Source organism: Pseudomonas sp. 9.2(2024) (assembly GCF_039695385.1).
Lineage (GTDB): Bacteria > Pseudomonadota > Gammaproteobacteria > Pseudomonadales > Pseudomonadaceae > Aquipseudomonas > Aquipseudomonas paraglycinae.
The window spans coordinates 4,502,500-4,522,490 of record NZ_CP155585.1 but is presented as its reverse complement, the minus strand read 5'-3'; the positions used below and the strand labels follow the sequence as shown (position 1 = coordinate 4,522,490).

Sequence of the window (19,991 nt, the reverse complement as noted above, 5' to 3'; positions counted from 1 at the left end):
GAGCGCAGTCATTACAACTTGATCAACACCGACTTCAGTTCGGTGTAATGCTCGATCGCCGCATACCCCATCTCGCGCCCGATCCCGGACATTTTGTAACCGCCAAACGGCAGCGCCGGATCCAGCGCGCTGTGGCAGTTGACCCACACCGATCCCGATTTGATCCGCGGAATCATCCGGTGCACCGCCGCCAGGTCGTTCGACCAGATGCTCGCGCCCAATCCGTAAGGGCTGTCATTGGCCATGCGCAGCGCATCGGCCTCGTCATCGAACGGAATCGCCACCAGCACCGGCCCGAAGATCTCTTCCTGCACCAGCGAATGCCGCTGATCGACATCGACAATCACCGTCGGCTTGACGAAGAACCCCGGCCCGAACTGCTCGCCACCGCAGGCGATGGTCGCCCCGCTTTCCCGGCCCATTTCGATATAGTTGTAGACCCGCTCCTGCTGACGCGCGGAAATCAGCGGGCCCATATCGATGCTTGGGTCGAGGCCGTTGCCGAGCTTCATCGCATTGGCGATGTCGCTGATATCGGCCACCACATTGTCGAAATGCTTGCGCTGCACATACAGGCGCGAACCGGCGCAGCAGACCTGGCCCTGGTTGAAGAAAATCGCACTGGCCGCACCCGCCGCGGCGGTTTTCAGGTCGGCGTCGGCCATGACGATGGTCGGTGATTTGCCGCCCAGTTCCAGGGTGACCCGGGTCATCGAGTCCATGGCGATCTTGCCGATTTGCTTGCCGACGGCGGTGGAGCCGGTGAAGGTCAGCTTGTCGACCTGCGGGTTGTGAGTCAGCGCGGAACCGGCCGTGATCCCGGTGCCGGTGACTACGTTGAACACGCCTTCCGGGTAACCCGCCTCCAGCACCAGCTCCGCCAGTTTCAGCGCGGTCAGCGGGGTTTCGTCGGCAGGCTTGAGCACCACGGTGCAACCGGTGGCCAGTGCCGGGCCGAGCTTCCAGCAGGCCAGCAGCAACGGGAAGTTCCAGGCGACGATGGCGCCGACCACGCCCACCGCTTCGCGACGAATGAAACTGTGGAACTGATCGCCGGGCATCAGCGGCAACGAGACGTCGACGCTGGAACCTTCGATCTTGGTCGCCCAACCGGCCATGTAGCGCAGGAAGTCGATGGCCAGTTGCACGTCCATCACCTGCGCCACCGCCGCGCTCTTGCCGTTGTTCAGGCATTCCAGTTGCGCCAGCAGCTCGGCGTCGCGCTGCATCAGGTCAGCGAGTTTCCACAGCAGGTTCTGCCGCTCGCGCGGACGGGTGCGGCTCCAGGCTGAATCATCGAAGGCTTGCCGGGCGGCGAGCACCGCGCGATCGACATCTTCCGGCGTGGCGCGCGGTACCACGCACAGCACTTCACCGGTGGCCGGGTTGTGCAGCGGCATGGTCTGGCCGTCGGTGGCTTCGACCCAGTCGCCGCCGATCAGCATGCGTGGCGGGCGCTGGATAAAGGCCGAGGTGGCAGGGAGCAGATAGGGCAGGGGCATGGCGAAACCTCTTGTTGTTCGATGGGATCGAGAGGGGCTTTCGCAATGGTTGTGCCAAATGCTCGAAGGTGGCGCACAGCCCGGTTGCACGGGCGAAAGGAGGAAGAGTTTGAGTTGCAATGAGGGTGAATTTGTCTCAAAACGCGACACCCGTTGAGAAGCAAGATACGCGTCCTACAAAGCCAATCCAGCTGTCACGGAGCCTTGGCGAAATCGGGCCGTTTCAGGTGTAGGAAAAGTCGCGCGTCTGACAGTTTTTACCGACTGGTGGAGGCATGAGGTACGAGCTAAGTTGCTTGGTGTATAGGGTTTTCCTGCCATGGATTTGGCGGGTCAGTGTCTTCACAGGGATGTCGATGAACAACTTAACCATTCGATGGCTAACCAATTTTACGATGGGCGTAGGGACTGGATTTCTGGTGACAGGGATTGCGGCGCTATTGATCGGCGACTTGACCGATGTCGATACGATTCGGGCAGGTGCGTGGATGGCTTCAACCAGTTTTTTCGTAATCGTTACCTCATTCGGTGTTGCCATGATGGAGGGAAAATGATGGCGGCTTTAATTGTGGGGCTGTGGTGTATGGGCGTCAGTATGCTGCTCATGTACGCGTATCACCGGGATCGTCGAATTCAAGCGGCCCAGCGTGATTCCGCGGCATTGGCAGCCAAGGCCGGCGCCCACTGTGAATGCTCGATGGTTTGCAACCATTGTGGGCGTTACAAGGTTTACCCGGACAACTCTGTTCGCTAGGCGCGGGTAAACAACCAATCCAAGAGCCCCGTCATTGGCGGGGCTTGTTTTCGTGCGGGTTCGGCAGGCGTCACTCTTCTGGAGGTTTTCATGGGGGATACTGTCAGCTCCGGGTCATCTGTCGCGTGACGCAATGTCGCTGACGCCGCAACAACTATGCTTGTCTCAGACTGCAACAGCTGTCGCGAAATTGGACGCCGGCAAGCACCGGCGGCACCGCCACTTCGCCTTGATCTTCACGTAACTGCTTGATTGAAAAGCTTATCGGCAAGCTGGCACGCTCCGTGTATTGCTCACCTCAGACGTTTCGCTTGCCTCCGTTCGTGCATCGCCGCGAACGGCAGAAACCATAAAAACGATAAGCCACAAAAATAAGAAAGCACCGTGCGAGGTTCGACGTTGATGAAGAGAAAACTCCGATCAGGCATGAGCGCCAGCCTGCTGGCCGTGGCCGCTTGCGTGGCCCTGCATTCGCCCCACAGCCTGGCAGCCCGCGACGCCCAGACCATCCTCAAGGAAACCTGCCAGGGCTGTCACACCCCTGAAGCCGGCGACCAGCTGAGCCGCATCAGCCACCAGCGCAAGACTCCGGAAGGCTGGCTGATGAGCATTGCCCGCATGCAGACCATGCACGGTCTGCAGATCAGCGATGAAGACCGCCGCACACTGGTCAAATACCTGGCCGATACCCAGGGCCTGGCGCCCAGCGAAACCGATGGCGTGCGTTATGCGCTGGAGCGCCGGTTGAACACCGTCGAGCAGTTCGACGAGAAAACCGCGCAGATGTGCGGCCGCTGCCACTCCGGTGCGCGGATCGCCCTGCAACGGCGTCCGGCTCAGGAATGGGAACGCCTGGTGAATTTCCACCTCGGCCAATGGCCGTCGCTGGAGTATCAGGCGCTGGCTCGCGATCGCGACTGGTTCGATATCGCCCGCAAGGAAATGGTCCCGCTGCTGGCCAAACGTTATCCGCTGGACAACCCGGCGTGGCAGGCCTGGGTCAAAGCCAAACCGAAGGCCGAAGCGCTGGTCGGTGACTGGAGCTTCAGCGGTCACTTGCCGGGCAAAGGTGAACTGGCCGGCATCATGAGCGTCACCGCCGATGGCAGCGACACCTTCAAGGTTGCCGTCAAAGGTCAGTATGCCGATGGCAGCCCGTTCAACGGCGATGGCAGTGCGATCCTCTACAGCGGCTACGAATGGCGCGGCAACGTGACCGACGATGGTGTGACCATGCGTCAGGTGTTCGCCGCACAGGGCAACGCCATGCAGGGCCGGATGTTCGAGGCCGAGCACGATGAGCGCGGTCTGGACTTTGTCGCGGCCAAACAGGGCTCCCAGCGCTTGCTGGCGGTGCAGCCGGGTTACGTGAAGGCCGGCAGCGAAACCGAAGTGACCCTGATCGGCAGCGGTTTGAGCGGCAAGCCGAATTTCGGCAAAGGTGTGGATGTAGTCGAAGTGGTCGAGCAGAACGCCGAGCGGATCAAGGTCAAGGTCAAAGCCGCAACCAATGCCCAGCCGGGCCTGCGCGCGGTCAGCGTCGGCAACCTGAAAGGCCCGAGCCTGTCGGTGTACAGCAAGATCGCCTCGGTCAAAGTGGTGCCGGAATTTTCGGTGGCACGGATCGGCGAGGGCGGCGGTTCGACGCCGAAAGTCCAGGGCCGCTTCGATGCCGAAGCCTGGGGCAAGGGCGCCGATGGCAAGCCGTATCGCATCGGCGTGTTCCCGGCGCAATGGAAAGTTGAAGCCTTCGACGAGCGTGCCAAAGAGGACGAAGACGTCAAGTTCGCCGGCACCATGCAGGCCGACGCAGGCGTATTCACCCCGGGCGATGCCGGGCCGAATCCGGCACGCAAGATGTCCACCAACAATGCCGGCAACCTCAAGGTGATCGCCGCCGTCGACGACGCGGGGAAGTCCCTGACCGGCGAAGGCCACCTGATCGTCACCGTGCAACGCTGGAACAATCCACCCATTCCCTGATGTTGAAACGTGAGTTGAGCTGAGCGACAGCGATTCAGACACTTTTCGGAATGACCGCAAGTCCCCTCAGGCGGGGGCTTGCACAGGAGGTTTGCAATGGGCGCTATCTTGAATCTGGTCGAACGTAATCTGCACGAAGTGCACGTCGACGCCGACCGCATGCTGTTTCACATCCCCAGCAGTTCGCTGTTTGCCAGCGATGAACTGACCGGCACCATCATCGATGCTTTGCGCGGCCCTGGCTGCTCCTCGGAAGATCTGATCCAGCGCCTCGGTGCGCGGTTCAACGGCGAGGAAATCAACGAGACCCTGCGCGAGCTGATCTCGCTGGAGCTGGTCAGCGACGGCTCCCCGCTGACCCCGGACATCGCGGTCAAACGCGTCGAGCGCACCGCGATCAACACCGTGGTGCTCAACGTCAACACCGGCTGCAATCTGAGCTGCACCTACTGCTACAAGGAAGACCTCGACAAGCCGTCCGCCGGCAAGAAGATGGACGTCGAAACCGCCATCGCTTCGGTGGAAATGTTGCTGCGTGAGTCCCCCGACGAAGAGCGGTTCACCGTGGTGTTTTTCGGCGGCGAGCCGCTGAGCAATCGCAAGCTGATCGAGTACATGGTCGATTACTGCGAAAAGCGGTTTGCCGAGGCCGGCAAGTTCGTCGAGTTCGTGATGACCACCAATGCCACGCTGCTCACCGAAGAAACCGTGGACTACCTGAATGCCCACCGCTTCGGCTTGTCAGTGAGCATCGACGGACCGAAAACCGTGCACGACCGCAACCGCATCACCGTGGGCGGGCAGGGCACCTATGACGTGGTGCGGCGCAAGGCTGAAATGCTGCTTTCGCGTTACAACAGCCGTCCGGTCGGTGCGCGGGTGACCCTGACCACGGGCGTCACCGACGTTGAAACCATTTGGGATCACCTGTTCAACGAGTTGGGGTTTGCCGAGGTCGGATTTGCTCCGGTGACCTCCGGCGATATCAGCAGCTTCAACCTGACCACTGACGAATTGATCGAAGTCTTTGCCAGCATGAAACGCCTCGGTCGGCGTTATCTGGAGGCTGCGCTGGAGCACCGCAACATTGGTTTTTCCAACCTGCATCAGTTGATCACCGATATCCACGAAGGCCACAAAAAAGCCCTGCCGTGCGGTGCCGGATTGAAGATGCTGGCGGTCGATCACAAGGGCGAACTCAACCTGTGCCATCGCTTCACCGGCTCGTCGCTGCCGACCTTTGGCAACGTCCACAGCGGCGTTAAGCAGGTTGAGTTGAACGACTTCCTGTCCCAGCGCCTGGATCGCACCAACACCGGTTGCCATGACTGTCAGATCCGCAACCTGTGCTCCGGCGGCTGCTACCACGAGAGTTATGCCCGCTACGGCGATCCGGCGCACCCGACTTATCACTACTGCGAACTGATGCGTGACTGGGTCGACTTCGGCATTGAGGTCTACACCCGGATCATGGCCAACAACCCTGCGTTCATCAGCAGCTACATCACTCCGCGCAAGGCTCACTGATATGAAACATCTCAAGGCAATCAATAACAAAGCGTTGAAGCTGGATCAGGCCGCGGACGAGAACCGCATCGAAGAAGTGGTGGCGATGAGCTCCGTCGCCGGCTGTGCCTCGACCACCGACCCGGGTTGGGAAATCGATGCGTTCGGCGGGGTGTCGTCGCTGTGCCAGCCGATGGAGGCTGACCTCTACGGCTGCTCCGATCCGTGCTGGTGGCCGGCTCAGGTGCCGGACATGATGAGCACCTACCCGGACTGGAACAAGGATGCCCAGGCGTCCAACGACAACTGGCGCAACCTCGGCACTGTCTTCCCGAAAGACAAGTGATCGCTAAGAAGAAGGATTCCAGCATGCCTAGCCTCAACAAAGCCTGCGGCCTTGCCGCACTCGCGGTTCTGAGCGCCTGTTCGCTCCCGGTTCTGGCCGATGAGAACACCGCGCTACAAGACGGTCACGAGTACATGTTGACCACTAACTATCCGAACAACCTGCACGTCATCGACCTGGCGACCGACAGCCTGTACAAGACCTGCAAGATGCCTGACGCCTTTGGCCCCGGCACCGTACAGCTGTCGCCGGATCGCAAGACCGCGTACGTGTTGAACAACCATTATGCCGATGTCTACGGTGTCGAACTGGACAACTGCAAGCAGGTGTTCCACGCCAGCATCACCCAGCAGCCGGGGGAGAAAGCGCGGTCAATGTTCGCCTTTACCGTCAGCCATGACGGCAAGGAGCTGTACACCATCGCCAACCCGACCCAGATGCTCAATGATCGCTACGAGGTCAAACAGCCGCGTCTGGACGTCTACGCCACCGACGCCGGGATGGACGCCAAGCCAGTGCGTAGCTTCCCGGCGCCACGGCAGTTGACGATCATGCAGAGCGGCGATGACGGCACGCTCTATGTGGCCGGCGCTGATGTGTACAAGGTCGATGTGAAGAGCGGCAAGTTCGACGTGCTGATCCCCAGCCGTCACTGGAAACGAGCGAACTACAGCGCGCCGGACGTGCTTTACGTGTGGAACCAGCAGACTTACCGCCACGATTTCTCGCTGCTGTACACCGCCGCCAAGTTCAAGGACAAGAAGCAGGACCCGGCCACCGCTGAATACCTGTACGGCTTGTTCAGCGTCGATCTGAAAACCGGCAAGACCGAAACCACCGATTTCGGCCCGCTGACCGAGATCTACTTCAGCGGTATGCGCTCGCCGAAGGATCCGAACCTGATGTTCGGCGTGCTCAATCGTCTGGCCAAGTACGACATCAAGCAGAAAAAGCTGATTCAGGCGGCGACACTGGATCATTCCTACTACTGCATTTCGTTCAACAAGGACGGCAGCAAAATCTACCTCGCCGGGACGTTCAACGACGTGGCGATCTTTGACGCCGAGACCATGAAACAGACCGGCAGCATCAAGTTGCCGGGTGGGGATATGGCGATTACTACGGCGCAGATTTTTGTTCGGTAATTAGCGGCGTCAGGGATGACGCCTTCGCGAGCAAGCCCGCTCCCACATTTGAAATGCGGTTCAAATGTGGGAGCGGGCTTGCTCGCGAAGGGGCTCTCTAAACCGCCCCGAAAATCAGGCCCCGGGCACTGGGCAGCTCATGTCACCTTCTTCGCATTTCAAATACTGTTTGAGCGCCTCGGTTCGCGTTTTTGTCACCGAGGCGATGCAATTGTTGTAGATCAACGGATAAACACTCCCGCCTGCCACGCCGGATGCCGAAAACTTGCACTCGGCATCGCGAAAGCCGATCCACGCCCGTTGCGCGCTCACCAGCAGTTTTTTGCCATCAGGGTTGTCCTTCAACCGAGCAGTGATCTGCTGATAAACCGTGTTCAACTCCTTGTCCGCCGCCTTGTTTTCCTGCGCAGCGCACTGATTCATCGTCGCCTGATCGCTGGCATTGGCGCAGTCCACGGCAGCGTGAGCAACAGAAGTGAAAAGAAAGGGTGTCAGGGCCAGAAGCAGACGTGGGGACATGAGTCATCTCGCTTTGGTGAATGAACGTGCCGGGCAGTTTAGCGACTTCGTGGCGCCATCAGGATTTATGCTGCCTCGATGCGTTGAGTAACCGCTCCGCTGTCGCGGCAATTTCCTCTCCGTCATGCAGTTTTTCCAGCCACCCTGACGGTATTCCCTGCACGCCGTAATAGGCGCCGGCCAACTGGCCGACGATGGCGGCCGTGGTGTCCGCGTCATCGCCCAGATTCGCCGCTTGCAGGACGGCCGCGGCAAAGCTGTCGGTGTGCTGGAAGCACCATAACGCCGCTTCCAGGGATCCGACGCAGTAACCACTGCCGCGAATGTCGCGCTCGGTTTTGTGCAGGTACTCGCCCCGGGCAATCGCCGCCACCTTGGGCTGACTGAAGGCTGTTTGCGGCAGGGTGCGCAGTTGCGCTTTCGATGCGCCTTCCAGGGCCTTGCCAAGCAGTTCGGCAAACAGCTGGCAACATTCGATGGCCTCGGGCGCCGCGTGGGTGGTGCGTGAACTGTCGGCGGCGAATCGCCCGGATTTCCGGGCATCGGGGAAATAAAACAGCACCACGGGCACCAGTCGCATCAACGAGCCATTGCCGGCGCTGTAGGGATCGGTGGAACCGGCAAACGGCTCTCCGGTGTGTTGATAGCGATCCAGCGCCTGACTCACGGTCATGCCGATATCGAAACATTCGCCGGTCGAACTCAGATAGCCCCATTGCCACCAGTTCAGATAGCGGCCCATCTGGTCAGCGGCATCGAAGCCGTTTTTGTTCAGCAGACTTTCCGCCAGGCACAACGCCATCGAGGTGTCGTCGGTCCATTGGCCGGGCTTCAGGCGAAACGGCCCGCCACCGACCATGTCGGTCAGGGGCTGGAAGCTGCCGCGCGGCTGGAATTCGACGGTGGTTCCCACGGCATCGCCGCAGGCCAGGCCGAGGAGGGCGCCACGGTAACGTTCGGGGAGAGAAGGCTGCATGATGACGTCCTTGTGTCGTTCAGTTCGCTGCGAACGTTATCAGTTTCGCAGCGCTGATCCGTGCGCATTCTGACGAACCGGCGCCGCAAAATACTGCCGGATATTTCAATCAGACCTGACCGTTGCACCGGATTGATACAACTTCGGATTGGACATGTGGTCATACAAGCCTACTGTTCAAAACAGGAGGTGACGTATGAAACCAGTACCCAACAGCTTTGAACGTAAAATCATGCTCAGGTCGCCGCGCTCCCATGTCTGGCGCGCCCTGGTCGATGCCGAAGCGTTCGGCCAGTGGTTCGGCGTTGCGCTGGAGGGCCGGCGGTTTATCGCTGGCGAATGGACGCAGGGGCAGGTCACATACCCCGGTTATGAACATGTGCTCTGGAACGTGCTGGTGGAGCGGGTCGAGCCGCAGCAGCTGTTCTCCTTCCGCTGGCATCCGTATGCGGTGAACCCGAAAATCGACTATTCCCAGGAACCGACCACCCTGGTCAGATTCGAACTGCAGGACTACGAGAACGGCACATTGCTGAAAGTCTCCGAGTCAGGTTTTGCGCACATTCCCGACGTGCGCCAGAAAGAGGCGTACTACATGGACAGTCGGGGCTGGGAGGAACAGTTGAGTCGACTTGAGCACTTCCTCGCGGAGAGTGACCGGGCCCGCGAGCGTGAAGGTGGCTGATCTCGACCTGTTCACGCCGTGGCTGGAACGCTGGGCGCTGGCGCCGGACGGCGAGCCGATCATCACCCCGGGCAGCCGTCTGTTGCCGGTGCGTCAGGGCGATGTGCCAGCAATGCTGAAAGTCGCGGTGGACGACGAAGAAAAGTACGGCAACCTGCTGATGACCTGGTGGGACGGCGACGGCGCCGCCCGGGTGCTCGCCCATCACGACGAAGGCCTGTTGCTGGAGCGGGCGATGGGCCAGCGTTCGTTGATGCACATGGCGCTCAACGGCGAGGACGACGAGGCCACGCGGGTCATGTGCCGATCCTTGGCCCGGCTGCACGCACCGCGTCTGACGCCGCCACCGCCGTTAGTGGAACTGACGCCTTGGTTCGCTTCATTACGAGTGGCCGCAGCCCGATACGGCGGCCCATATGCCGATTGCCTGCAAACCGCCCAGGCCTTGCTTGCCGAATCGCAGGATGTGGTGGTGTTGCACGGCGACATGCACCACGACAACGTCCTCGATTTCGGCCCACGGGGCTGGCTGGCCATCGACCCCAAGCGGGTGCAGGGCGAGCGCGGTTATGACTATGCCAACCTGATCTGCAACCCGGAATTGCCCACCGCCACCGACCCCGAGCGCTTTCGGAGACAAGTCGACGTGATCTGCGAAGCAGCGGGAATCGAGCGAAAACGCCTGCTGCAATGGGTACTGGCGTTCGCCGGACTGTCTGCCGCATGGTTTCTGGAGGATGACGAGCAAACTGCGGCAAAAGGGCAGCTGAAAGTCGCGCAGCTGGCGGCTTCTGCGCTCGATGCCTGACACGTCTAAGGGTTTTCGGAAGGCCCGCTATAGCGAATGTCTTACACGCGATGGTAGCTATTTCGACTATTGCCGATTGGATCCACAGCGTAATCTAGCCTCATCAACTGAAGCACAGGGAGTGTTTCAGGATCACGGATGATCGACCATTAGCAAGGATCGCTGCCGACAGGGAGTCGATAATGGTCTTGGGAAAAACCCGCTTCGGCGGGTTTTTTTTCGTCCACAGGAAAGTGCCGTGCCCAAACAGAAACACCGCCAATTGGCGGTGTTTCTGCATCTGCAGGTTTTACGAGGCGATCAACTGGCGCAACACGTAATGCAGGATCCCGCCGGACTTGAAGTACTCCACCTCGTTCAGGGTGTCGATGCGACACAGCACTTCGATTTTCTCCTGACGCCCGTCTTCACGGGTGATAACCAGGGTCAGGTTCATCCGTGGCGTCAACTCGACACCGCTCAGCCCCTGAATATCCAGGGTTTCCTTGCCGGTAAGGTTCAGGCTTTTGCGGTTCTGATCCAGCTTGAACTGCAATGGCAGCACGCCCATGCCCACCAGATTGGAACGGTGGATGCGCTCGAAGCTTTCGGCGATCACCGCTTTCACCCCCAGCAGATTGGTGCCCTTGGCCGCCCAGTCGCGGCTGGAACCGGTGCCGTATTCTTGCCCGGCAATCACCACCAGCGGCGTGCCTGAGGCCTGATAGCGCATGGCTGCGTCGTAGATCGCCAGTTTCTCGCCGGTCGGAATGTAGATCGTGTTGCCACCTTCTTCGCCGCCGAGCATTTCGTTGCGGATACGGATGTTGGCGAAGGTGCCGCGCATCATCACTTCGTGATTGCCCCGGCGCGAACCGTAGGAGTTGAAGTCCCGTGGCTCGACGCCTTGTTCGCGCAGGTAACGCCCGGCCGGGCTGTCGGCCTTGATGTTGCCGGCGGGGGAGATGTGGTCGGTGGTCACCGAATCGCCCAACAGCGCCAGCACTCGCGCACCTTTCACATCGGCAATCACCGGCAATGGCCCGGCAATGTCGTCGAAGAACGGCGGGTGCTGGATGTAAGTCGAATCCGCCTGCCAGACGTAGGTCGCGGCTTGCGGCACTTCGATGGCTTGCCACTGCTCGTCACCGGCGAACACTTCGGCGTATTCCTTGTGGAACATTGCGGTGTTGACCTGATTCACCGCGTCGGCGATTTCCTTGCTGCTCGGCCAGATGTCACGCAGGTAAACCGGATTGCCCTGCGGGTCATTGCCCAGCGGTTCGCTGCTGATGTCGGTGCGCACACTGCCCGCCAAGGCGTAAGCGACCACCAGCGGCGGCGAGGCCAGCCAGTTGGTTTTCACCAGCGGATGCACCCGACCTTCGAAGTTGCGGTTGCCGGACAGCACCGAAGCCACGGTCAGGTCGGCTTTCTGAATGGCTTTTTCGATCGGTTCCGGCAGCGGCCCGGAGTTGCCGATGCAAGTGGTGCAGCCGTAACCGACCAGCGAAAAACCGAGCTGATCGAGGTACTGAGTCAATCCGGCGGCCTTGTAGTAATCGGTGACGACTTTCGAACCCGGTGCCAGTGAGCTCTTCACCCACGGCTTGCGGGTCAGGCCCTTTTCCACGGCTTTTTTCGCCAGCAGGCCGGCGGCCATCATCACGCTGGGGTTGGAGGTGTTGGTGCAGGAGGTGATCGCGGCAATCACCACGGCGCCGTTTTTCAGGCGATAGGTGTGGCCGTCGTACTCGTAGTCCGTTTCGCCGACCAGATCGGCATTGCCCACCGCCACGCCACCGCCGCCTTCGCTTTCCAGGCGTCCTTCTTCCTTGCTGGTAGGTTTGAATTGCAAGTCGAGGAAGTCACTGAACGCCTGGCCGACATTCGGCAGCGAGACACGGTCTTGCGGACGTTTAGGCCCGGCGAGGCTGGCTTCGACGCTGCCCATGTCCAGCGCCAGACTGTCGGTGAACACTGGTTCCTGACCGGGCAGGCGCCACAGTCCCTGAGCTTTGGTGTAGGCTTCGACCAGCTTCACCACTTCCGGCGGACGGCCGGACAGGCGCAGGTAGTCCAAGGTCACGTCATCCACCGGGAAGAAGCCGCAGGTCGCGCCATATTCCGGGGCCATGTTGGCGATGGTCGCGCGGTCGGCCAGCGGCAGGTCGGCGAGGCCGTCCCCATAGAACTCGACGAATTTGCCGACCACGCCTTTCTTGCGCAGCATCTGGGTCACGGTCAGCACCAGGTCGGTGGCGGTGATGCCTTCCTTGAGCTTGCCGGTGAGTTTGAAGCCGATCACTTCGGGAATCAGCATCGACACCGGTTGCCCGAGCATCGCCGCTTCCGCCTCGATCCCGCCGACGCCCCAACCGAGTACGCCGAGGCCGTTGATCATGGTGGTGTGGGAGTCGGTGCCGACCAGCGTGTCGGGGAAGGCATAGGTGCGGCCGTCTTCGTCCTTGGTCCACACCGTTCGTCCGAGGTATTCGAGGTTGACCTGGTGGCAGATCCCGGTGCCCGGCGGCACCACGCTGAAATTGTCGAACGCACTCTGGCCCCAGCGCAGGAAGGCGTAGCGTTCGCCGTTGCGCTGCATTTCGATGTCGACGTTCTGTTCGAAGGCGCTGGCACTGGCGAATTTGTCGACCATCACCGAGTGGTCGATCACCAGATCCACCGGCGACAGCGGGTTGATTCGTTGCGGATCACCGCCGGCCTTGGCCATAGCGGCGCGCATCGCGGCCAGATCGACCACGGCGGGAACGCCGGTAAAGTCCTGCATCAGCACGCGGGCAGGGCGGTACTGGATTTCGCGATCGGAGCGGCGCTCCTTGAGCCACGCGGCAATGGCCTTGAGGTCGGCGCCGGTGACGGTTTTTTCATCCTCCCAGCGCAGCAGGTTTTCCAGCAGGACTTTCAGCGACATCGGCAACCTGTCGAGATCGCCCAGGCTTTTGGCAGCATCCGGCAGGCTGAAATAGTGGTAAGTCTTGTCATCGACTTTGAGGGTTTTCAGAGAATTCAGACTATCGAGGGACGGCATTACGATCACTCCTTTGAATCCGCACGGCTACGGATTGAGGGGACGGGCAGAGCTATCAACGTAGCCCTGTTTTCAGTAGCTGGCTAATAACTGGACTCTATGGACAGAACCAAGGTTCCGACATGGGCTATCATGCGCCGGTTTTCGTGACAGGCTTTGCTTCAATGCAGGGTCTGGGCATCGCGCAGGGGATGAATGATCGCCCTCTGCCCAGGAGTAAGAATGAACACCCTATTCATGCATTGCCGGCCAGGCTTCGAAGGCGAAGTCTGTTCGGAGATTTCCGACCTCGCCGCCCAACTCAACGTGGCCGGCTATGCCAAGGCCAAACCGGCCACCGCTTGCGCCGAGTTCGTCTGCACCGAAGAAGACGGTGCCGAGCGCCTGATGCGCGGTCAGCGTTTCGCCGAGCTGATCTTCCCGCGCCAGTGGGCGCGCGGGTTTTTCATCGATCTGCCGGAAACCGACCGCATCAGCGTGATCCTCGCGCACATGGCTGAATTCCCGGTGTGTGGCAGCCTGTGGCTGGAAGTCGTCGATACCAACGACGGCAAGGAACTGTCGAACTTTTGCAAGAAGTTCGAAGGCCCGCTGCGCAAGGCGCTGACCGGCGCCGGCAAACTGGTGGAGGACGCCAGCAAGCCGCGTCTGCTGCTGACCTTCAAAAGCGGTCGTGAGGTGTTCCTCGGTCTGGCCGATGCCGGTAACTCGGCGATGTGGCCGATGGGCATTCCTCGTCTGAAGTTCCCGCGCGAGGCGCCGAGCCGTTCGACCCTGAAGCTGGAAGAGGCCTGGCACCACTTCATCCCCCGCGATCAGTGGGACGATCGCCTGCACAGCGATATGACCGGCGTCGACCTCGGCGCGGCGCCGGGCGGCTGGACCTGGCAACTGGTCAATCGCGGCATGCTGGTGACCGCCATCGACAACGGCCCGATGGCCGAAAGCCTGATGGACACCGGTCTGGTGAAGCACTTGATGGCTGACGGCTTCACCTTCAAGCCCAAGCAACCGGTGGACTGGATGGTCTGCGACATCGTCGAGAAGCCGGCGCGCAATGCCGCGATGCTCGAAGAGTGGATCGGCGAGGGGCATTGCCGGGAAGCGGTGGTCAACCTCAAGTTGCCGATGAAGCAGCGTTACGCCGAAGTGAAGCGCCTGCTCGAACGCATCGCCGACGGTTTCAAGGCCCGCGGGATCAAGGTCGACATCGGCTGCAAGCAGCTTTACCACGACCGCGAGGAAGTGACCTGCCATTTGCGCCGCCATGACGTGAAGAAAACCAAAGCCCGCTGAGCGCGCGACAGGTGACCGAACACCCGGCATTGGGCGACAATGCCGGCCAGTTTCAGGAGTGAATCATGAGTGAAATGATCAATACGCCGGTCGACGGCACCCTCGACGCTACGGGCCTCAACTGCCCGGAGCCGGTGATGATGCTGCACCAGCACATCCGTGACCTGGTGCCCGGCGGCCTGCTCAAGGTGATCGCCACCGACCCGTCGACCCGTCGCGACATCCCCAAGTTCTGCGTGTTTCTCGACCATGAACTGGTGGGGCAGCACGAAGAAGCCGGGACCTATCTGTACTGGATTCGCAAGAAGTCCGGTTGATCGGAAGGCAAAAAAAAGACCTGCATGTGCAGGTCTTTTTTTATGGCCGGTCAGCCCATCGAACGGCTGATGCGAATGCGTTTGCGTGCACTGCGCGTCAGGCGGATCGACAGCATCAGCGCCGCGCAGCTCAGGCCGACGATCAGGCCTTCCCACAAGCCGCTCGGGCCGCGTGGCTCGCCGAGCCAGTCGGTCAGGCCGAGGGCGTAACCTACCGGCAGGCCGATGCCCCAATAGGCGAACAGGGTCAGAATCATCGTCACGCGAGTGTCCTGATAACCGCGCAGGGCGCCGGCGGCGGTGACCTGAATCGCGTCGGAAAACTGGAACAGCGCCGAATACACGATCAGCATCGCCGCGATGTGAATCACCATCGGGTCAGAGGTATAGATCGCCGCAATGTGCTCGCGCAACAGCAGCATCATGCTCGCCGACAGGCAGGCGTAAGCCAGTGCAGTGCCCATGCCGACGCCCGCTGCGAATCGCGCTTCACGGGGTTCTTCACGGCCGAGGGCCTGGCCGACCCGCACGGTCACCGCCATGCCCAGCGAATACGGAATCATGAACACCAGCGAGCTGACGTTCAGCGCGATCTGGTGCCCGGCCACCACCGTGGCGCCGAGGCTGCCGATCAGCAGCGCGATCACTGCGAAAATGCTCGACTCGGCAAACACCGCGACGCCGATCGGCAGACCGATGGCCAGCAAACGCTTGATCACTGCCCATTGCGGCCAGTCGAAACGGCTGAACAGTTCGCTCGACTTGTAGGCCGGCGCCCAGCGCTCGTAACCGGCCAGACCCAGCGCCATCACCCACATCACGATGGCCGTGGCCCAGCCGCAACCGACGCCGCCCATGGCCGGAACGCCGAAGTGACCATAAATGAACACGTAGTTGAGCGGAATGTTCAGCGCCAGCCCACACAGGCCCAGCACCATCGCCGGCCGCGTGCGGCCGAGGCCATCACTGGTGCAGCGCAGCACATGGTAGAAGGCAACGGCTGGCAGACCGCTGGCGATGCCGTGCAGGTACTGCATGCACGGGCCGATCAGCTCCGGATCGACTTTCATCAGGTGCAGGATCGGTTCCGCGCTGAACAGCATGGTGGTCGCCATCAGTCCGACTACCAGAGCCAGCCACAGGGCCTGACGCACGATCGGGCCGATTTCGCTGTGAGTGCCGGCGCCGAAGCGCTGAGCGACTTTCGGCGTGGTGGCCAACAGGGTGCCGGTCATCAGCAGGAACACCGGCACCCAGATCGAGTTGCCCAGCGCCACGGCCGCGAGATCCTTCGGCCCGACGCGCCCGGCCATCACCGCATCGACGAAGCCCATGGCGGTGGTCGCCAGTTGCGCGATCATGATCGGCAGGGCCAGGCCGAGCAGATTCTTCAGCTCCAGGCGAACCCGGGCAGGGCGGTTGAGGGAAACGGCAGCGGGGCGGTCAGTCACGGAATTCACAGGCAAAGCGTCCACAGGGGTTGATGCGCAAGGCCGGGCATTCTACGCCGCTGACGTTGTGGTCAGGAAAAATCCTCTGTTGCGGATTTGTAATCGCCTTCGACCGATCAAGAAAGAACAGCCTGCTGGCTCATCGCAGTCCCAGCGCCTACACTGCCGATCCGCCCAAGGAGCCCCGCCATGCTGATTGTTGCCGACGAAAATATCCCGCTGCTCGATGCCTTTTTTGCCGGTTTCGGTGAGATTCGCCGGGTACCGGGCCGTTCCATCGACCGGGCCACGGTCGAACAGGCCGATGTATTGCTGGTGCGCTCGGTGACCAACGTCAACCGCGCACTGCTTGAAGGCAGCAAGGTGCGTTTTGTCGGCACCTGCACCATCGGCACCGATCATCTGGATCTCGATTACTTCAATGAGGCCGGGATCACCTGGTCCAGCGCGCCCGGCTGCAATGCCCGGGGCGTGGTTGATTACGTACTCGGCAGTCTGATGACCCTGGCTGAAATCGAAGGTGTCGATTTGCGTGAGCGCACTTACGGTGTGATCGGCGCCGGTGAGGTCGGCGGTCGCCTGATCAAGGTGCTCAAAGGCCTGGGCTGGAACGTGAAAGTCTGTGACCCGCCGCGTCAGGCGGCCGAGGGCGGCGACTATGTCAGCCTGGAGCAGATCATCGCGCAGTGCGACGTGATCAGCCTGCACACCCCGCTGACCCGCAGCGGCGACGGGGCGACCTGGCATTTGTTCGACGAGCAGCGTTTGCAGCAGCTCAAGCCCGGCGCCTGGCTGATCAACGCGGCTCGCGGTCCGGTGGTGGATAACTCCGCGCTGCGCGAAGTGCTGCTGGAGCGTGAAGACTTGCAAGCGGTGCTCGATGTCTGGGAAGCCGAGCCGCAAGTCGATGTCGCGCTGGCCGAACTCTGCGTGCTGGCAACGCCGCACATTGCCGGTTACAGCCTCGACGGCAAACAGCGCGGCACCGCGCAGATCTATCAGGCGTACTGCGAATTTATCGGTGAGCCCGCCAGCATTCAGCTCGGTGATCTGCTGCCGGCACCATGGTTGTCGGAAGTTTCCCTGCATGCCGACAGCGATCCGGCCTGGGCGCTGGCGATGTTGTGCCGTGGCGTGTACGACCCGCGCCGGGACGATGCGGATTTCCGTCGCACGCTGCTGGGCAGCGTCGGTGAGCAACGTGCCGCGTTTGATTTGCTGCGCAAACAGTATCCGTCGCGACGCGAGATCGAAGGTTTGAAAGTGCGGATCGACGGTGATTCGCCGGCCTTGCGCCAGATCGTGACCGCGTTGGGCGCTGTGGCCGTATAAACAGCGGGCAGAAAAAACCCGGCCTGCAGGGGCCGGGTCAGGAAGACGGTGGCGATATCACTCTTGTTCGGCAGGCTTGACCAATCGCTTCTCCAGTTCGCGGCAGGCGTCCTGGATCATGTCTTCAGTGATTGGCACTTCGCGCCCATCCTTATCGATGATCGAGCAACCCAGAGGTTGGCCGGGCTTGGTGCGGATCACTTCAATTTTGTCATCGCTGCTGTTTTGCAAGGACATGGCCTGTCTCCTCATCAGGTTGTGTGCCTAGATTAAAACCGTCAGGTGACCAGGCTGTGACAACTCCCTGCGGTCGGTCCGGAACGGCATCTCCACTCAAACAGAAATGACCGTCTGTCTCAACCCGGACCTTAGACCAATAGCATCTAGGGAGTAGTCGGACCGGTCATATTTAACCTGACTCATTGTGATTTACAGAGTTCCACCCCATTTGAGTCTGTAGGCTGGCCCTATCCATCAGCACACGACGTGAATCTGAATGATCCCGATGCTTTCCTCGCGCCACCGCCGGGCCTTGCGCCTGACCAGTCATTTCCTTGCTCCTTATCGCTGGCCGGCCTTCGGCGCACTGCTCGCGCTGATCGTCACGGCCGGCATTACCCTGTCGATGGGGCAGGGCATCAAGTTGCTGGTCGATCAAGGCTTCATGACCCAGTCGCCGCACCTGCTCAATCAATCCATAGGCCTGTTCATGCTTTTGGTATTCGGCCTGGCGGTCGGCACGTTTGCGCGGTTTTATCTGGTGTCGTGGATCGGTGAGCGCGTGGTGGCGGACATCCGTCGACAGGTATTCAACCATCTGGTGTACCTGCATCCCGGGTTTTACGAGGACAACCGCAGCTCGGAAATCCAGTCGCGGCTGACCGCTGACACCACGCTGCTGCAATCGGTGATCGGCTCGTCGCTGTCGCTGTTCCTGCGCAATTTGCTGATGGTCATCGGCGGTGTGGTGCTGCTGTTCATCACCAACCCCAAGCTCACCAGCATCGTGGTGATCGCACTGCCGCTGGTGATTGCGCCGATCCTGATTTTCGGCCGCCGCGTGCGTAACCTCTCTCGGCTGAGTCAGGACCGGATCGCCGACATTGGCAGCTATGTTTCGGAGACTCTTGGCCAGATCAAGACCGTACAGGCCTACAACCATCAGGTGCAGGATGAAGAGCGTTTCGCCAGTACTGTCGAGCAGGCGTTCGAAACCGCGCGCAAACGGATTTTCCAGCGGGCCTGGCTGATCACCCTGGTGATCGTGCTGGTGCTCGGCGCCGTCGCGGTGATGTTGTGGGTCGGCGGCATGGACGTAATTGCGGGGCGGATTTCTGCGGGTGAACTGGCGGCGTTCGTGTTCTACAGCCTGATCGTCGGCAGTGCGTTTGGCACGTTGAGTGAGGTCATCGGTGAATTGCAGCGAGCAGCCGGCGCCGCCGAGCGCATCGCCGAACTGCTGCGTTCGGAGAACATCATCCAGCCACCGACCACGGGATTGGTGACGTTGCCGGGGCGGGTCAAAGGCGAGCTGGAATTGCAGGATGTGCGTTTTTCCTACCCTTCGCGTCCCGAAAGCCTCGCCGTCGATGGCTTGAGTCTGACGATCAACGCCGGCGAAACCCTCGCGCTCGTAGGGCCGTCCGGCGCGGGCAAGTCCACGGTGTATGACTTGTTGCTGCGTTTCTACGATCCCCGGGAAGGGCAAATCCTTATTGATGGCGTGCCGCTGACGAGCCTTGATCCGCTGGACCTACGTCGTTGCTTCGCGCTGGTCTCGCAAACTCCGGCGCTGTTCTTCGGCAGTGTCGAAGAAAACATCCGTTATGGCTGCCCGACCGCCACGCTGGAGCAGGTGCGGGAAGCTGCGAAAATTGCCCACGCCCACGACTTCATCGAACAGATGCCCGACGGCTACCAGACCCACCTGGGCGACGGCGGTCTTGGCCTGTCAGGCGGCCAACGCCAGCGCCTGGCCATCGCCCGGGCGCTGTTGGTTGATGCACCGATCCTGTTGCTCGACGAAGCCACCAGCGCCCTCGACGCCCAGAGCGAACACCTGATCCAGCAAGCGCTGCCGAGCCTGATGCAAAACCGCACCACACTGGTCATTGCCCACCGGTTGGCCACGGTGAAAAACGCCGACCGGATCGCGGTGATGGATCAGGGCAAACTGGTTGCGATCGGCACGCATCAGGAGCTGATTGCGAGTAATCCGTTGTATGCGCGGTTGGCGGCGTTGCAGTTCAGTGATGGTCATCAGGCTTCGACCGACCAAGTAACCGACTAAGTAGCCGACCATGTAACCGACCCAGTAGAGCGCTATAAAAAATGCCCGCA

The 19,991-nt window shown here is 60.9% G+C and carries 17 protein-coding genes; 11 read left to right on the top strand and 6 right to left on the bottom strand.

Features of this window, described 5'->3' with window-relative positions:
- Nucleotides 1-11 precede the first annotated feature (11 nt).
- Entirely contained in the window at nucleotides 12-1,502 is a 1,491-nt protein-coding gene (locus ABFB52_RS20250; RefSeq protein WP_129973215.1) for an aldehyde dehydrogenase family protein, read from the bottom strand.
- Nucleotides 1,503-1,858: 356 nt separating this feature from the next.
- Between ABFB52_RS20250 and ABFB52_RS20245 the strand changes: the two genes are divergently transcribed.
- The 5 genes from ABFB52_RS20245 to peaD all read left to right on the top strand — a co-directional run bounded on the left by ABFB52_RS20245 (nucleotide 1,859) and on the right by peaD (nucleotide 7,236).
- Entirely contained in the window at nucleotides 1,859-2,056 is a 198-nt protein-coding gene (locus ABFB52_RS20245) for a hypothetical protein (protein ID WP_007953098.1), read from the top strand.
- Between the two features lie 602 nt (nucleotides 2,057-2,658).
- Nucleotides 2,659-4,239: a quinohemoprotein amine dehydrogenase subunit alpha gene (peaA, locus tag ABFB52_RS20240; protein ID WP_129973216.1), complete on the top strand. Its 1,581-nt coding sequence runs from the start codon at nucleotides 2,659-2,661 to the stop codon at nucleotides 4,237-4,239.
- A 96-nt stretch (nucleotides 4,240-4,335) separates the two neighbouring features.
- Entirely contained in the window at nucleotides 4,336-5,766 is a 1,431-nt protein-coding gene (peaB, locus tag ABFB52_RS20235; RefSeq protein WP_085608195.1) for a quinohemoprotein amine dehydrogenase maturation protein, read from the top strand.
- 1 nt (nucleotide 5,767) lies between these two features.
- Nucleotides 5,768-6,091: a quinohemoprotein amine dehydrogenase subunit gamma gene (gene qhpC, locus ABFB52_RS20230; protein WP_008016081.1), complete on the top strand. Its 324-nt coding sequence runs from the start codon at nucleotides 5,768-5,770 to the stop codon at nucleotides 6,089-6,091.
- A gap of 23 nt (nucleotides 6,092-6,114) precedes the next feature.
- On the top strand, nucleotides 6,115-7,236 hold the full coding sequence (gene peaD, locus ABFB52_RS20225; protein ID WP_129973217.1) for a quinohemoprotein amine dehydrogenase subunit beta: 1,122 nt from the start codon (nucleotides 6,115-6,117) through the stop codon (nucleotides 7,234-7,236).
- Nucleotides 7,237-7,350: 114 nt separating this feature from the next.
- Here the strand turns inward: peaD and ABFB52_RS20220 are convergent, their stop codons facing one another.
- Nucleotides 7,351-7,755, bottom strand: coding sequence for a lysozyme inhibitor LprI family protein (locus ABFB52_RS20220; RefSeq protein WP_007953090.1), 405 nt, complete (start codon nucleotides 7,753-7,755; stop codon nucleotides 7,351-7,353).
- 58 nt (nucleotides 7,756-7,813) lie between these two features.
- A complete protein-coding gene (locus ABFB52_RS20215) occupies nucleotides 7,814-8,731 on the bottom strand; it encodes an ADP-ribosylglycohydrolase family protein (RefSeq protein WP_129973218.1) in 918 nt (305 codons plus the stop codon).
- Nucleotides 8,732-8,927: 196 nt separating this feature from the next.
- Between ABFB52_RS20215 and ABFB52_RS20210 the strand changes: the two genes are divergently transcribed.
- A complete protein-coding gene (locus ABFB52_RS20210) occupies nucleotides 8,928-9,416 on the top strand; it encodes an SRPBCC family protein (protein ID WP_039772808.1) in 489 nt (162 codons plus the stop codon).
- Nucleotides 9,409-10,224 carry an aminoglycoside phosphotransferase family protein gene (locus tag ABFB52_RS20205; RefSeq protein ID WP_129973219.1) on the top strand — a complete coding sequence of 272 codons (816 nt, stop codon included), beginning with the start codon at nucleotides 9,409-9,411 and terminating at the stop codon, nucleotides 10,222-10,224. Before ABFB52_RS20210 ends, ABFB52_RS20205 begins: the two co-directional genes overlap by 8 nt.
- 289 nt (nucleotides 10,225-10,513) lie before the next feature.
- On the opposite strand, the gene acnA is transcribed toward ABFB52_RS20205, so the two are convergent.
- Nucleotides 10,514-13,255, bottom strand: a complete 2,742-nt coding sequence (acnA, locus tag ABFB52_RS20200; RefSeq protein WP_129973220.1) for an aconitate hydratase AcnA — start codon at nucleotides 13,253-13,255, stop codon at nucleotides 10,514-10,516.
- A 222-nt stretch (nucleotides 13,256-13,477) separates the two neighbouring features.
- Here acnA and rlmM point away from each other — a divergent pair, with 222 nt between their 5' ends.
- Entirely contained in the window at nucleotides 13,478-14,551 is a 1,074-nt protein-coding gene (rlmM, locus tag ABFB52_RS20195; protein ID WP_129973221.1) for a 23S rRNA (cytidine(2498)-2'-O)-methyltransferase RlmM, read from the top strand.
- A gap of 65 nt (nucleotides 14,552-14,616) precedes the next feature.
- Complete coding sequence (gene tusA, locus ABFB52_RS20190) at nucleotides 14,617-14,868, top strand: sulfurtransferase TusA (RefSeq protein ID WP_011335204.1); 252 nt, start codon at nucleotides 14,617-14,619, stop codon at nucleotides 14,866-14,868.
- 50 nt (nucleotides 14,869-14,918) lie between these two features.
- Here tusA and ABFB52_RS20185 read toward each other — a convergent pair whose 3' ends face one another.
- Nucleotides 14,919-16,328: an MATE family efflux transporter gene (locus ABFB52_RS20185; protein ID WP_129973222.1), complete on the bottom strand. Its 1,410-nt coding sequence runs from the start codon at nucleotides 16,326-16,328 to the stop codon at nucleotides 14,919-14,921.
- A 180-nt stretch (nucleotides 16,329-16,508) separates the two neighbouring features.
- Here ABFB52_RS20185 and pdxB point away from each other — a divergent pair, with 180 nt between their 5' ends.
- Nucleotides 16,509-17,651 carry a 4-phosphoerythronate dehydrogenase PdxB gene (gene pdxB, locus ABFB52_RS20180; protein WP_129973223.1) on the top strand — a complete coding sequence of 381 codons (1,143 nt, stop codon included), beginning with the start codon at nucleotides 16,509-16,511 and terminating at the stop codon, nucleotides 17,649-17,651.
- A 57-nt stretch (nucleotides 17,652-17,708) separates the two neighbouring features.
- On the opposite strand, the gene ABFB52_RS20175 is transcribed toward pdxB, so the two are convergent.
- Nucleotides 17,709-17,888: a PA1571 family protein gene (locus ABFB52_RS20175; protein ID WP_102688099.1), complete on the bottom strand. Its 180-nt coding sequence runs from the start codon at nucleotides 17,886-17,888 to the stop codon at nucleotides 17,709-17,711.
- 259 nt (nucleotides 17,889-18,147) lie between these two features.
- Here ABFB52_RS20175 and ABFB52_RS20170 point away from each other — a divergent pair, with 259 nt between their 5' ends.
- On the top strand, nucleotides 18,148-19,941 hold the full coding sequence (locus ABFB52_RS20170) for an ABC transporter transmembrane domain-containing protein (protein ID WP_165369540.1): 1,794 nt from the start codon (nucleotides 18,148-18,150) through the stop codon (nucleotides 19,939-19,941).
- The last annotated feature ends 50 nt before the right edge of the window (nucleotides 19,942-19,991 follow it).

Coding starts and splice junctions, on each gene's coding strand:
- ABFB52_RS20220 (WP_007953090.1), bottom strand. CDS start 7,755: ATGTCCCCACGTCTGCTTCTGGCCCTGACACCCTTTCTTTTCACTTCT.
- rlmM (WP_129973221.1), top strand. CDS start 13,478: ATGAACACCCTATTCATGCATTGCCGGCCAGGCTTCGAAGGCGAAGTC.
- peaB (WP_085608195.1), top strand. CDS start 4,336: ATGGGCGCTATCTTGAATCTGGTCGAACGTAATCTGCACGAAGTGCAC.
- ABFB52_RS20210 (WP_039772808.1), top strand. CDS start 8,928: ATGAAACCAGTACCCAACAGCTTTGAACGTAAAATCATGCTCAGGTCG.
- ABFB52_RS20245 (WP_007953098.1), top strand. CDS start 1,859: ATGAACAACTTAACCATTCGATGGCTAACCAATTTTACGATGGGCGTA.
- acnA (WP_129973220.1), bottom strand. CDS start 13,255: ATGCCGTCCCTCGATAGTCTGAATTCTCTGAAAACCCTCAAAGTCGAT.
- pdxB (WP_129973223.1), top strand. CDS start 16,509: ATGCTGATTGTTGCCGACGAAAATATCCCGCTGCTCGATGCCTTTTTT.
- qhpC (WP_008016081.1), top strand. CDS start 5,768: ATGAAACATCTCAAGGCAATCAATAACAAAGCGTTGAAGCTGGATCAG.
- peaD (WP_129973217.1), top strand. CDS start 6,115: ATGCCTAGCCTCAACAAAGCCTGCGGCCTTGCCGCACTCGCGGTTCTG.
- ABFB52_RS20215 (WP_129973218.1), bottom strand. CDS start 8,731: ATGCAGCCTTCTCTCCCCGAACGTTACCGTGGCGCCCTCCTCGGCCTG.
- ABFB52_RS20175 (WP_102688099.1), bottom strand. CDS start 17,888: ATGTCCTTGCAAAACAGCAGCGATGACAAAATTGAAGTGATCCGCACC.
- tusA (WP_011335204.1), top strand. CDS start 14,617: ATGAGTGAAATGATCAATACGCCGGTCGACGGCACCCTCGACGCTACG.
- ABFB52_RS20170 (WP_165369540.1), top strand. CDS start 18,148: ATGATCCCGATGCTTTCCTCGCGCCACCGCCGGGCCTTGCGCCTGACC.
- ABFB52_RS20250 (WP_129973215.1), bottom strand. CDS start 1,502: ATGCCCCTGCCCTATCTGCTCCCTGCCACCTCGGCCTTTATCCAGCGC.
- peaA (WP_129973216.1), top strand. CDS start 2,659: ATGAAGAGAAAACTCCGATCAGGCATGAGCGCCAGCCTGCTGGCCGTG.